At 59.3% G+C, this 13,024-nt stretch carries 13 protein-coding genes; 8 read left to right on the plus strand and 5 right to left on the minus strand.

The genetic code is table 11. From position 1 onward, the window contains the following. Positions 1 to 1,432 (minus strand): alpha,alpha-trehalose-phosphate synthase (UDP-forming) (locus Q2941_RS10830; RefSeq protein WP_458192444.1); only part of this gene is annotated, 1,432 nt, incomplete at its 3' end. Positions 1,433 to 2,110: 678 nt separating this feature from the next. On the opposite strand from Q2941_RS10830, the gene Q2941_RS10835 reads away from it, so the two are divergent. The 5 genes from Q2941_RS10835 (at position 2,111) to Q2941_RS10855 (ending at position 6,297) form a co-directional block, all read left to right on the plus strand. After that, complete coding sequence (locus Q2941_RS10835; RefSeq protein WP_458192445.1) at positions 2,111 to 2,770, plus strand: GMC oxidoreductase; 660 nt, start codon at positions 2,111 to 2,113, stop codon at positions 2,768 to 2,770. Then, positions 2,770 to 4,080, plus strand: a complete 1,311-nt coding sequence (locus Q2941_RS10840) for an aminotransferase class III-fold pyridoxal phosphate-dependent enzyme (RefSeq protein ID WP_458192446.1) — start codon at positions 2,770 to 2,772, stop codon at positions 4,078 to 4,080. Before Q2941_RS10835 ends, Q2941_RS10840 begins: the two co-directional genes overlap by 1 nt. A 29-nt stretch (positions 4,081 to 4,109) precedes the next feature. Then, complete coding sequence (locus tag Q2941_RS10845) at positions 4,110 to 5,051, plus strand: sulfotransferase family protein (RefSeq protein WP_458192447.1); 942 nt, start codon at positions 4,110 to 4,112, stop codon at positions 5,049 to 5,051. Further along, positions 5,048 to 5,911: an MFS transporter gene (locus Q2941_RS10850; protein ID WP_458192448.1), complete on the plus strand. Its 864-nt coding sequence runs from the start codon at positions 5,048 to 5,050 to the stop codon at positions 5,909 to 5,911. Before Q2941_RS10845 ends, Q2941_RS10850 begins: the two co-directional genes overlap by 4 nt. A gap of 119 nt (positions 5,912 to 6,030) precedes the next feature. Next, a complete protein-coding gene (locus Q2941_RS10855) occupies positions 6,031 to 6,297 on the plus strand; it encodes a hypothetical protein (RefSeq protein WP_458192449.1) in 267 nt (88 codons plus the stop codon). Positions 6,298 to 6,917: 620 nt separating this feature from the next. On the opposite strand, the gene Q2941_RS10860 is transcribed toward Q2941_RS10855, so the two are convergent. From Q2941_RS10860 to Q2941_RS10875, 4 genes are all read right to left on the minus strand, one after another. After that, entirely contained in the window at positions 6,918 to 7,427 is a 510-nt protein-coding gene (locus tag Q2941_RS10860) for a hypothetical protein (protein WP_458192450.1), read from the minus strand. 355 nt (positions 7,428 to 7,782) lie between these two features. Beyond that, complete coding sequence (locus tag Q2941_RS10865) at positions 7,783 to 8,094, minus strand: hypothetical protein (protein ID WP_458192451.1); 312 nt, start codon at positions 8,092 to 8,094, stop codon at positions 7,783 to 7,785. Positions 8,095 to 8,145: 51 nt separating this feature from the next. Continuing rightward, a complete protein-coding gene (locus Q2941_RS10870) occupies positions 8,146 to 8,331 on the minus strand; it encodes a hypothetical protein (protein WP_458192452.1) in 186 nt (61 codons plus the stop codon). A 502-nt stretch (positions 8,332 to 8,833) separates the two neighbouring features. Next, positions 8,834 to 10,063: a Fic family protein gene (locus Q2941_RS10875; protein ID WP_458192453.1), complete on the minus strand. Its 1,230-nt coding sequence runs from the start codon at positions 10,061 to 10,063 to the stop codon at positions 8,834 to 8,836. Between the two features lie 846 nt (positions 10,064 to 10,909). On the opposite strand from Q2941_RS10875, the gene Q2941_RS10880 reads away from it, so the two are divergent. The 3 genes from Q2941_RS10880 (at position 10,910) to Q2941_RS10890 (ending at position 12,981) form a co-directional block, all read left to right on the plus strand. After that, complete coding sequence (locus Q2941_RS10880) at positions 10,910 to 11,197, plus strand: type II toxin-antitoxin system ParD family antitoxin (RefSeq protein WP_458192454.1); 288 nt, start codon at positions 10,910 to 10,912, stop codon at positions 11,195 to 11,197. A 7-nt stretch (positions 11,198 to 11,204) separates the two neighbouring features. After that, positions 11,205 to 11,561, plus strand: a complete 357-nt coding sequence (locus tag Q2941_RS10885) for a type II toxin-antitoxin system RelE/ParE family toxin (RefSeq protein ID WP_458192455.1) — start codon at positions 11,205 to 11,207, stop codon at positions 11,559 to 11,561. A 934-nt stretch (positions 11,562 to 12,495) separates the two neighbouring features. Then, positions 12,496 to 12,981: a hypothetical protein gene (locus Q2941_RS10890; RefSeq protein WP_458192456.1), complete on the plus strand. Its 486-nt coding sequence runs from the start codon at positions 12,496 to 12,498 to the stop codon at positions 12,979 to 12,981. Positions 12,982 to 13,024 lie beyond the last annotated feature (43 nt).

The raw sequence follows: 13,024 nt of genomic DNA on the forward strand, positions 1-13,024 counted from the left end.
TTGGATCCACGTGCAGCGCCTCATCTTCGTTGAGGTCTTCTGCCGCGCCTGCGAACTTCGATAAGACCAGCACGCCCGGATCGTCCGGATCTTGCGCAGCAACGTATTCTTTCGCCACCAGGTTCATGCCGTCACGCAGCGGCGTCACCACACCAACCTCCGCGGTGCGGTAAAGGCCCGCGAGCTCCACCTGCGAGACGTGATCCTTCTCATAGAGAATCGGCCTCCAGCCGTCGTCGATTCCATGCTTACGATTGACGTCGTCGACGAGGCCGTCGATATCGCCCTGATATTCACTGTATGCTGGAATATCGGTGCGCGAAGGGGTCGCGATCTGCAACAGCGAGATGCTATGCGGCTTGTCTGTCAGCAGCTGATCGAAAGCTTTGATCCGGTTGTCGATACCCTTCGTATAGTCGAGCCGGTCGACGCCAATTGCTAGCTTCGTGCCATCGATTTTTGACTGCACCGACGAAATCTTCTCTCGATGCTTGGTCAGCGATTCCACAACATAGTCTGCGAACTGCTTTGGATCGATTCCAATGGGAAACACTTGGCACCGGGTCAAGCCGCGGGCCGAGATCACGACATCGCTCCTGCTCTCCAGCCCAAGATGCGATTGGAGGCAAGAAAGGAAATTATCGAGATTCCAGCGGGTTTGAAAGCCGACAAGGTCGTAGGCCAGCATCGATGCCATCAGTTCGTCATGATGGGGCACCTCTTCTATCACATCAGGATTCGGCCATGGCGTATGTAGGAAAAAGCCGATCGGCTGCTCAATCTTGAGCTCGCGCAGCTCGCTGCCGAGGGGAAGGAAATGATAATCATGCACCCAGATCGCGCCTCGACTTTCAAGGCGCGACAGCGCGCGCGCCACGGCGCAGTTGACGTCGCGATAGCTCTTATAACTTTCCTCCGAAGCGGGGGACATCCGCTCGGTCAGCGAATGAAATGCCGGCCACAGGGTAGAATTTGAAAATCCATAATAGAATCCGGCATAGTCGTCGGCCGGCACCTCTATCTTTGCAACTTGACCCTTGCCGTGCTGTTCAAAGGCGGATACCTGCTCGCTGCCCTCGCTTAGGGTCCCCGAAGTCCCCATCCAAACGGCGCCAGAACGTTCAACGACGGGCTCAAGGGCCGCGGCAAGACCACCCGTCTTGGGTTTGTTAGGGTCGAAAGTCGAACCACGGTTGGAAACAACGATAAGTTTCTCATCGGGCTGCTGAGACGCTGTGCCGATCTCGGCCGCCTGCAGGGCAGAAGCAATATGACGGGAGAGCTCCGTATCGGCTTGCCTAGGCCGCCCCTGTGCGGCTTTCCTCAGGCGCGGCTCAAGGGCGGCTTGGTTCACTTGCAGCCGTTCTGGCCTTGCGCGCGACATGCCAGAAGAAGTCGTACTTGAAGCCTTCATGACGTTAAACGGGTCCATTCCACACCTCCGATTGAACAATCAGAACGGTTAGCTCCGGACTCCCCCGCTTCACATGTTAGGGGCTCAATCTATCGAGAAGCTGACGAGAGTTAGATCGAATCATGGCGGCCGCAGGCTCGATGCGGCGGCAAGCTCGATCATGTCCTCGATGCCGCGAGGGCGTCGAGGCATCCTATGACGACCTTTCTTGCAACCATGCCAATGTAAATCGCGCTTCGGATTCAAAAGCCGGCGTATGGAACGAAAGGTATCGTCGGCGGCCGCCCTGCAGCAGGTGCGTTTGGCATAGCTGCTGGTCTATGGTGCACAAGACCCAACCGTATAATCGTGGCGTGCGCACAACAACAAGGCGGTCTCTCGGGACGGATATGGTTGAGCTACCCGCTGCCACTGCTCCATCGCCACGCGGCCGTCAGACGCCTTGAGCATAACGGTCATATTCTTCATACTTTTTTGCTTCAGCCGATCTTGAACGTATTCACCCGACCCGCGCGCTCAAGGGACTTGAATCGCACGGAGCGTCATATTGTACGAGTTTCAAAGTAGGTCGCGACGGTCTGACGAGTGCGTACTTCAAAGCTATCGCTGACAGTTCTCGTTAGCTGTCTTGGCCTACTGTTTGTGTGGACACGTCGCCATGACGCATGGCCGATGTCCCTTGCTACAGGTGGGACAATGACGTCCGTTGACGTATCCGTAGTCGGCAGCGGTGCCAATGGCTCGATCGTTGCCCACGAGGTCGCGCGAGCCGGATTCCGGGTGCTCGTCCTCGAAGCGGGCCACATGCTTCCCATCGGCGCCTCACTGTCAACTGTCCAAAATGGCAGGGATGACGCGGTCCTGGTGCGCTCTCCGGCCGGCACATTGATGCCGTTCGAACAGCCATGGAGCGTGTCGGCGCCCGGCGGTGGAATGACGTTGTACGCTGGGATCGCCTTCCGATATCGCAGTGATTTCGACGCGGAAGCGCATGTCGCGGGCGACGCGCTCGACCCGATCTGGCCTATCGATTACGCCGACCTTCGCCCTGACTACGAGGAGCTCGAACTTCGGATGGAGGTGGCCCGGCTGGCCGGCGCAGATTCACTCGAGCCACCCAGCGATGGAGCCGTTCTGCCGCCGCACGGCTGTCGAGCGGGGATTGATCCGAAGGCCTCCGCGGTCGACCGCTGGGGCCGCGTGCACGATATCGACAACGTCTACGGCACTGACCGCCGGTTCTTCCCGTATCCCGGGGGCGTCAATCCAACCTTCACCATGCAGGCGAACGCGTTGGGATTGCTCACAGAACCCTCACGCAGCTGGTCTGACCGGCCGCGACCGGAGAATCGTTGATGTTCACCAGCACCCCCAATGGCACGTTGACCGCGACGGATAGGCACAAATCCGCACTGCGCCGCGCCTTGCGGATCACGGCGTCGGAGAAATGGGATCTCAATCGGCGTTTTCCGGTCGTCATGAGCCGTGCCTGCGGTGCGCATGTCTGGGATGTCGACGGAAGACAATACGTGGATCTGACCTCGTGTAGCGGGGCTGCGCCGCTTGGAGCCGGATATGAACCGGTCGTCGATCATGTGACTGCCGAAATGCGCCGCACCGGCGGCATTCTGCCCGGACCGTTGTCCGTGCATCGGATCGAGGTGGCCGAGCGGTTGGCGGAGATATTCCCCCTCGCGCAACGCTCGATATTTTTCCGCACTGGCTCCTGCGCCACGACCGCTGCAGTCCGCCTTGCCCGCGCGCATACCGGTGTAAACTTGGTGCTTACCAGCGGATATCACGGCTGGCACGACTGGCACTTACAGGACCGTCCGGGGATGGGACTACCCGACCGGGACCTCGACAGTATCGACTTCCACTACGACCTTGACCTGCTCAAGAGACTGACCAAAGGGCAGCTTGTCGCTGCTGTGATCATCACCCCCGAGGTCAACTTCTTCCCGCCTGAATATCACCGGGAATTGCAGAATATCGTACACCGGTACGGCGCCCTGCTGATCCTGGACGAGGTGATGACGGGATTTCGCTACGGCCTCGGCGGCTATCACACCGCGATCGACCTTGCGCCCGACCTGATCACACTTAGCAAGGGACTGGCCAACGGCATGGCACTGTCGGCGGTGGCAGGTCACGCAGACGTGCTCGATGCCGCCGAAAAGACCTACATGGGCAACGCCTGTCAAGGCGAGATCAGCCCCTTCGCGGCAGCGCTCAGCACCCTCGAAGCGCTTGCCGATGGTACCGCGCTCGAGCGGATGCGTCAGGTTGGCGAGCAACTCATGAACGGTCTCAACGAGATCTTCGTCCGCCAAAAGGTTCAGGCGCGCGCGTTCGCATGGCCCACGATGTTTGACGTGGTGTTTGCCAATGCCGAGCTTGGTCATACCTTCTTTCAGGAAATGTCGTCGCGCGGCTTTCTCATGCAGTACGGCGGCCGTTTTATGCCCTCCGCGGCGCTCTCCGATGCCGACGTGCGGGCCGCGATTGAAGCCGCCGCACACGCCCTGCCGGCGGCACTGACTCAGGTAGAGGCTACGTCCGACGATCCGGATCCGACTGCCGCTGCCGTGCGGTTCGCCGGTGATCACTTCATTGCCACTGCAGATTCGATCCGGCGTTGGTTTTCCGCGCCGAGCCGCCCGTGAGCACCAACCGTCGAACAGGGAACACTGCCATGTCCGAGGCCGACCCGTTCTCCACCTCGCCAGTGCTGCTCGGTGGCGATGACCGGTCCGGCATCACCTTGCTGAGCGTCATGCTGGACTCGCATGCCGATCTGGTGGTGGGGCCGGAGATCGACTTCCTAGAACCTCCGAATCTCGGCTCGCACATTCTGGGAGCGACCGACCTGCTCGCAGCTAACGATCCCGGGGTCACCGGCACGATCAAACGTGTGATCGACCCGTTCTGGTATGACGGCGCGCACTTCGTGGTGCAGTGCCAGCGGTTTGGCCTCCACTTCGACGACGTACGCAAGCTCGTCACCAAGGTGATGGACGAGACAGCCGGCGACATCGTTTCATTCGCCGACAGATGCAGGCTGATTAACGAGATCGGGGAGCTCGTTAAGGCACGAAAGGGCGCTCGGCGCTGGGGACTGAAGCTGCAACGCAAGATCACCCAAATCGACGTCTTCGCCCAGCTATGGCCGGATGCGCATTTCGTGCACATCGTACGGGATGGTCGGGACCTTGCCGCCTCGCATGCGGAAACCGTGCCAGACTGGGGCTACCAGACCATACCCGAAGCCGCGCGGGGCTGGCTCGAATTGGTATCTCGGCCTCATTTGGTCGCACCGCCTGAGCGCTATCTCGAGGTGCGCTATGAGGATCTGGTGACTTGCCCCCGTGTCTGGCTGATGCAGATCCTGAATCACCTGCACCTGCCCTGGGACGAAGCGGTTCTGCGGCATGCCGAACATGAGCACGCGCTGTTCGAACGGCCGTACGGCCACCCAGCGGCCAAGCCCGCAGGCATGCCGCTGCATGCCAGCCGTCTTGGTCGCTACACGCAGGATCTCACACGCGCGGAGATCGAGGAGTTCGAGCGCATCGCCGGCGGTGAATTAGCCCGGTTGGGTTATCTGCCGGCCTCGAGCCCAGCCATCGACGCATGAATCCCACCGAGATCTCCAGCCCATCTCGCAGGCTACCGGGCGGCTATCTGGGGCTGCTTGTCGGACGCACGGTCTCTGAATTGGGATCCGAAGTGACGCTGCTGGCGCTACCGCTGACGGCGATCACTCTGCTGGGAGCGGGCCCGGCGCAGACCGGGCTGCTGCTCGCCTGCGGCCGGGCGCCGTACCTCATTATTGGCCTGTTCGCCGGGGTGATCGTGGACCGCCGCCCGCACCGATGCATCCTGTTGACTGCCAATTTAGTGATGGCAGCAACGCTCGCAACGATTCCGCTGCTCGCCAGCCTTGGCCAACTTGGAATGGTCCAACTGTGTATGGCAACCACCCTTGTCGGGACGGCTGCAGTGATCGGCGACGTCGCCTATCTGGCGTACGTGCCAACGGTCGTGGATCGGGCTCTATTCGTCAGAACCCAGAGTTCCTGGCAACTCAGTAGGTCTTGCGTGGTGACCGTCGGTCCGTTCCTGGCAGGCTGGCTGGTCAGTGCGTTCTCCGCGCCAACCGCGATTCTCGCCGACTCGGCCTCCTTCGTGCTGGCCACTGTCTTGCTGTCGCTAGTGCCGGCACGCACGGCCGAGCTGCCGACAACTGAATCGAGCTCGGTCATCGGTCAGATCGCGGAAGGACTGACGGCCGTGTTTGGCAATCCTTTTCTGCGAGCGGTTACATTTGCGACCGGCAGCTTCATCTTCTGCTACAACGCTTACTCTGCGGCTTTTCTGCTTTACCTGACCCAACAGCTTGGTTTGGACGGTTTGACCACGGGTTTGGTCCTCAGCGTCGGCGCACTGGGTGGTATTGGGGGCGCTGTCACCTCAGGGGGTGGGCCGCCCGCGTAATCGGCCTCGGTCCGGTATTGATGGTCACCTTGGCGCTCAGCGGCGCAGGCATGACTCTGGCAGCGCTGATCACGCAGCCGCGGTCGGCGGCCGTCATTTGCGTGGCGCTGTCCTAGTTCGTGCTGTCGTTTGGTCAAGAGATCTACAACGAGCACCAAGTCTTCGTTCGATACGCGCTGTCCCCGCCTCGGCTGCTGGGCCGCGTCAATGCGAGCATCCGGAGCCTGGTGTGGGGGCTTGCGCCAATCGGCGCGGTGCTTGGCGGTGTGGTCGGCGCCGGACCTGGCCTGCGGGCTGCGTTACTGGCCAGCAGCGCGCTGGGCGCGGCCTCCCTGCTATGGATCTGGCGATCGCCCCTGCGCCACACCCGCAGCTTGCATCTCTGAACTTACGGACTGGCTGGCAGGACTGCGTATTGAGATCAACGAGCTCGGGACCTCGAGCTGCGGCCGGGCCGGCTGACCTTGTGGCGCATCAGCGTGCCCGGCACTGTTCAACGTGGCTCGCTCAGCGCGACCTTGACGATCATGGAAGCCTTGTGAGCGGCGAGGTCACGGTGCCGCTCCCGTGACATTGGCCGGTGTCTCGTCAGCGCCGCGCTCGCCGCAAAGGTGGGCAAGCAGCGCGGTCACGTAGTCATCCGCATTATCGCCGTCACGCTTTTGGCGCGGATGATCGTGAGATCGGCAATTGATAGAATGGCGCGCGCTCGCTGGCGGCCGTCTGCCCGCGCGCGAGCTTCCAACCTCTCGATCGAGGCGCCAGGGCTCCTCGCCACCCGGACGCAAAGGAGCCCGCGTCTCGATTTGGTCCCCCACTATAAGGTCTAGACGGTCGTTGCGAGCCTGGGCCTTGGACAGTCCGCATCGGCAAAGGCGCTGAGCAGATTCTCACAGTCAACTCAGCAATATAACCAGCATCATAAAAGACGTTCGAGCTGCGATTTCCGTCCAGACCACACTGGTTTGACCTGCCCCGAAAGCCAACCGGCCAGCGCGGCGCCTATTCATTTCGGACCAGCGGCTTCAGGCCAATCTGCGAACTCCATTTCGAATCGACCAAATCCGGCCGGCTTGGTCGTGAAACTGACGGTCCTTCCCGACAGAGCCGCCAAAGAGCCGGATGCGAACTTAAAGACCATCTTACCGGACGCTGCTATGCCAAGAGATCTCTCGTCCCGCATGACAAGGAAGGCGATTCCCTCCAGGAGCTGTCCAACCGCAAATCCGTCGATCGTACGGTGAATATCGAGAGACGCTAAAGATGTCCCTTTCTCACCGTTCAACTCGCTGACCGAAATCGCCGTAATGCCCGCATCTCGCAATGTCCCGTCGGCCACGTGACAGGTATATTGAAGGCTGACAATGACGTGCTCATCTCGATCACCTATTGGCTCTCGGTCAACCCCGTCTATCGAGCAGTCGTAGCGCCGGATCGTGTCCGCAAGCGCTCCCCCGCCGAGCTCAAGCAAACTCAAAGCGGAACATAGCACGATCGCGAGAAAGGACGTCTTCATCTGCCTATGCCTTCGTGGGATATCCTCCGTTTGATACGTACAACTTGACGCAGCGGTCGATTCAAGCGCCTTCGGCGGCTTGTGGCCCGGACGGTCGTCAGGTGCCCTCGGTCATCGGAGCGCCGCAGGGATCGGAACGCGCCCAAGCGAATAGCTACGGTGAAAGCTCGCTGTCGGCCTGCGATCGCCCGATAACATCGCCGATGTCCATCGGACCGTGATAGCATCCCCACCGGAGCAGACATCCACGGCAACACACTCGTCTTCGGTCGGCATCTCAACCGCGATGAGCGCGTATGCGCTATTTCGGGCGTACCCGATCGACTCGCATTTCAAGCGGCACTCAGGGAAGACTCTATAACGTCGGCGCAAACGCAGGGTATGCAGGAATATGGAGACGTGACGGGTCGGCAAGGCTTGGACTGTACGCAGCATCCACTTGTTCTTGATCGAACGATATCTCTCCCGTCTTGCGCGTCCGCTTGCTGCGCAGAGGAGGGTGACCGATTTCCATAAAGTCAAAAATATAGAGAGAATGGACGATCTTGTTACGCCTGGTCGCTTCGGTCCGGAGCCGTTGCATGATTTCATCAAAAGACTTCAGCCATGCCTCCTGCTGCTGGCTTCCGTCTGCGATTTCCGGGGAATGAACGATCGATTGGACCAAATCTATCTTCTGGCTGTTCGACAGAGTACGGATGACACCATGGCTGACATGTCATCGGTCCAAACCTATGGCGAGCTGAATGATCTGCTCGAGCTTCGATTCTGCGTCCTGAAAGACGACTACATATGTACCGATGAATTGAAATAGGCGCTCGATCTCGGCCTTTTCCTTCTGCTCCTTTTCGTCCAGGGCGGGGCGGCTCCGCGGATGGATTTTTGAGCTCGGGATTTTGCTCAATCGCGGCGACGAGACTCCTCCAGGTGACGACCATTTTAAGCCCTTCTCTTAGCTCCTGATCGATGTGCGATCGCCCAACATCTTTTCAAGCTCTGCTTCCACGCGCCCAACCGACAAGCCGGTGAGGCCGAATCGTTCAAAGAGCGAGGCAATCAGGGGATGCAGATAAATCGCGAGGTTGGATGGGATTTCCTTCAGAGGAATGACGTCTCCAGCATGGCCTCATCACTGCACGCGCCGCCTTCCATGAAGAGGTCTGCCATTGGGCTCGCCCAGCCGCCGACGATGACTAAACAAGTCTACCTGCAGTCCAACGGCTTCGCGCTGATCATGCTTTGGTGCGAGCCTGCGGACGATCCTGACTTCGACGCGGACGGCAAACGGACGGCCAAAGAACGCCTGCAGCATCGTCGCGCGGTTCTCCTGAATGCCGTCAGCGCCTTTTGGTCTAGGATGCGACGCGCCGGAGCGCGCATTCCGCAGCGATCGACTCTCGCGCGGGTCAGGCCCCCCTGGCTCCGACCGGCTCTTCCTCTAGATCCAACTGATTGGGAAGTAGAGGCTCTTCGCCGAACGGACGATTGATGATGCTGAGCGCTTCGGTGGCGACATAAACGCGATTGCGCGAGTAACCGGTACGCTCTTTCAGAATACCCGCTCCTTCCAATTGCGCGATCGCCTGATGGACCTGCGGCGGACTGATGTCCAGCAGTTCGCCAAGCCGCTTGGCGGTCACGATCGGATAGTTGTGAAGTTCGTCGAGAGCGCGCGCGGCCGCCGACGCCTTGCGGAATTTGCGGCGCTCCCGCCAGACATTGGATAATTCGGACAACGCCTCACGGGTCCGAATGAGTTCTTCAACCGTGCCGGTGACGGCGTCGGCCATGAAAGTGATGATCGGCTGCCAGTCCAACCGTTGTTGGGCATCCTTGAGCGAGGCGTAGTACATACTCTTTTTGCTCTCGATATATGGCGACAGGTACAACGGCACATGCTTCTCGGCCGCCATCATGAGCGGAAGGAGGAGACGACCGACACGGCCATTGCCGTCGCGGAAGGGATGGACCGCTTCGAAATGAGTATGCGCTATCGCCATGCGCGTGACGAATCCTTGTGTCATCTGCTGCATTCCCTCGTTCCGCAGAAAGTCGACGGTTTGAGCGAGGCAGCCGGGGACGTCTTCAGGAGGCGGAGGATTCAAACTCGAATACGCGATGTCGTTATTTCCACCGATCCATACGACGCGTGTGCGAAGGTCGCCCGGAACGTCCTTATAACCCCGATCGTCCTTCATCACGGCGCGGTGGAGATCACTGATCAGATCCATCGTGAACACGCCGTACCCGTCCTTTGCCGCCAGCGGAATGAATCCATCGAGTGCCACGGCGTAGTTGCGTACTTGACGCGCTTCATCCCTGGCCCCGTCGTCCCCCGTCTCCTCGACTGACAGCAGTTCGTCGAGAGTGCTCTGGGTACCTTCGATTGACGACGAGCTCACCGCCTCACGCCTGGTAAGCACGCGGCTGACGATGTAGGGGTCTTTCATCTGGGCGGCGATGGCATCGACCTTACCGAAGGCCACTTGGGCGGCATCCAAGGCTTTCGCCGCAGCGGCTATCGATACGCCCTCCTCCGGGGGTGCCGGTGGAATGATTCCGTAATGGGAATCGTACGGCGGCGGCAACCGTTTCAAGGTTTCCCGGATGGGATGGCTGAGATCGCTATGCTTCATTGGAAAACCAAAATTAAGGGATAGCTTTCCTATTTATAATTAGGGTTCCCAAAAAAGCCATACCATGTTGCGATCTCAAGGCCGCGAATGTAAGTTTTCGGAATCGGCTAAAGTTCCCATTGCAACTCATTGTTCCCTATATGTTCTATATACAGTGGCATCCGGCAATACCGCATGATCCATGTTGAAGCCCCCAAATAAACGGCTGGCCGCCAAAATGGCTCTCGGCAGAAACCCCACTCCAATCGCGTCTGTCGGACGGGAGACGAGATGCCAGCGCTTACTAGCGAGCCATCCTGGACAACGCATTCTGCCGAAGTTCAGACGACGCCGCCAACCGCGCTGGCGGAATAAAGTTGGAGCATGAGAGCAATTCATAACTAATCGTCGAAATGTTAGACGCCTACCGTCTGGCGGACCGAATCATTGGTCAACTGGCCGACGAACATCGCCGGATGGCGGACCAGCGGGCCCCCGATGCCGCGTAAAGTGTGATTTCCACTCTGAGCAAGTTGAGACGGTGGTTTTGGCGGCCTGCATAGGTTGTCGAGCGAAAGGCGACCCTCGCTGGCGATAAGATTTTCCCCAGACTAAACGGAGATTTTAGTCTGGGGCCATTTCTGGCCATTCTAGACATCGGTGAAAACCGAATGAGATAGATGGCGCGCCACAGCCGATGAAGATGGGCACTATTGCTTCGCTGTGCCGCTATGATGGGGCGGCCGAAACTGCGATTAAGCGATTCCGCGCGGCGGTTGCCAAGTGTACGCGCCAACATTCAGGTTGAGGCGATCTGGAGCTCATGGCATATTATGCCATATGCTCCACTTTCGAACGAGGATGCCAATGCCCACAAGAAATGTCGTGCTGACCGAGCGTCAAGCAGAGCTCCTTGAGACACTCGTCAAGTCCGGCCGCTATCAGAACGCCAGCGAAGTGCTGCGCGATGGATTGCGGCTCGTGGAGCAACGCGAGGCGGAGGATGCGGGCAAGCTGAAAGCCCTGCGGGCAGCGGCTCGCGCCGGCGTCGGCGCGTTGGATCGAGGGGACTTCAAAGAATTTGGGAATATCGAGGAGTTGCAAACCTTTTTGAATGACCTCTCGGAGAAGGTCATCTCCCGAACCGCCAAATAGAGCCCTCATGGCCGACCAGAGATGGCGCGTTCGTCTCGGCGCTGCCGCGGAAGTCGACTTTGCCAACATCCTCAAATGGACCACTGAGAATTTTGGCGCGCGACAATCTCGCATCTATCGGGACACCCTTGTGCAGGCGATTGGCGAACTTGCCGACGGTCCCAATGTAGCGGGCTCCAAGGCCCGGGACGAGATCATCCCAGGCCTTCGCACGCTCCACGTTGCGCGGCGTAGCCGTCGGGGGAGCCATTTCCTGATGTACCGCGTCGCGCCGAACAGCACGATCGAAATCGTGCGCATCCTCCACGACAGAATGGATTTTCGACGCCACGTCCCGTCTGACCCCGACGAGAGCGCCGAGTAGAGCTGTCTCCTTGCAGAGAACGCCGGCGCGCCTCTGGATGCGCCAGCGTGCTCTGGCGTAGAATTGGAAGTGGCGCGCCCGGAACGATTCGAGCGTCCGACCCTCAGATTCGAAGTTTGCAAACTTTCACACTAAAGTCTCAGGATCGAGAACCGACGCTCGAGCATCGATTCAGCCCCGCAAACTCCTGATCGCACCACCGATCACGGTCGGATTTGAGGTGGGACAACCAGCAAGCGGGAATCTCCCACTTACCAAAGATGATCTGACGAAGATTCCTTGATGAGACCATCAAGCACTCTCGGTCGCGGATCATCATGTGGGATTTATACAAAGACGTCCGCTTCGATAAAGATCAATGGAAACCGAGCTGGGCTAGTCCGAAGGACGTGCTGAAGGAGGCTTGCACGAAAATGGAGCTTTCCGGACAACACTATCACTGCAAGGCAAACATCCCCCGCTAGAGGAAGTCCTGTACTCGAGGTCATACCCTGCTATCTTGAAAGCGTTTGGGGTTCTACCGGCGTGAATTTATCCAAAGGGAAAAGCCGACACCTTTCCATGGAACGTGATTCCCTACCAGCCTTGGCTTGCCAAATTGCCTGGCGAGGCTTTGAAAGCAGCATGCCGACCGTTCTGGATGAACATAAGTTTCGCCAGGGCGTACATTTGGATTTCACAAACACGCGCATTAACACGAATCGAAAGAGCAACCCCACAGACCGCGAATTCGCTGCGAGCGGCCGCCGATTGTACAGCGTAAGAATAAGGCGTGCTTAGATCGTCACTCGAATTGACGGGGCCTCGATCCGCAAGTGCCCAAGCCAGAAGCTCGCGGGAGTGCTCCACAACCCGACGCAGTGAAGAGTGCTGTCGCACCTCAGTCATCGCCCCATCGTATGAGCTGCCTCAACTGCTTCGGCCCGAGAATTTGTTGCGGAAACTATCTGTTTGTCCTTTCGGCATTCGCCAGGTTGCTTTCGACTGGCAGAACGTCAATCACTTCCCTCGATGCGACATAAACGTCGAGCAAGGCTCGCCGAAACTGCGCAACGACAAGCTGGCCGACGAGCTGCTCACGCCGCTACTGCAGGCTTGCGAGCAGGCCAACAGTTCGCACCGCACGATCGAAGGCGAACTGCTCAAGGTCGGTTTCGGTCCGGCGTCTGTCGGAAGCGTGAGATCCATCTTCGACAAGTTCAAAGCGGCCGTCGATGCGACCGTCAAATTGCCCTTCTCGGATGCGCCGTGGCGCCTAGTCCGCTCGATCGCCCTTTCGCTGAACAACGATTCGTCCTGGCCGCAAGCCGCGGACAAGATCATCCAGGGACTTCTCGACCATGCGATGCATAAGCCGCCGTCGCCCGGAAACGCTCGCGATGCTCCGGGAAGGCCAGCGCGCCGCCCGCCAGAACCTTAAGACCGCCGGCGGAGTGGCCGGCGGGCGCATCAATTACGGCGGC

This window comes from Bradyrhizobium sp. UFLA05-153 (assembly GCF_054185185.1).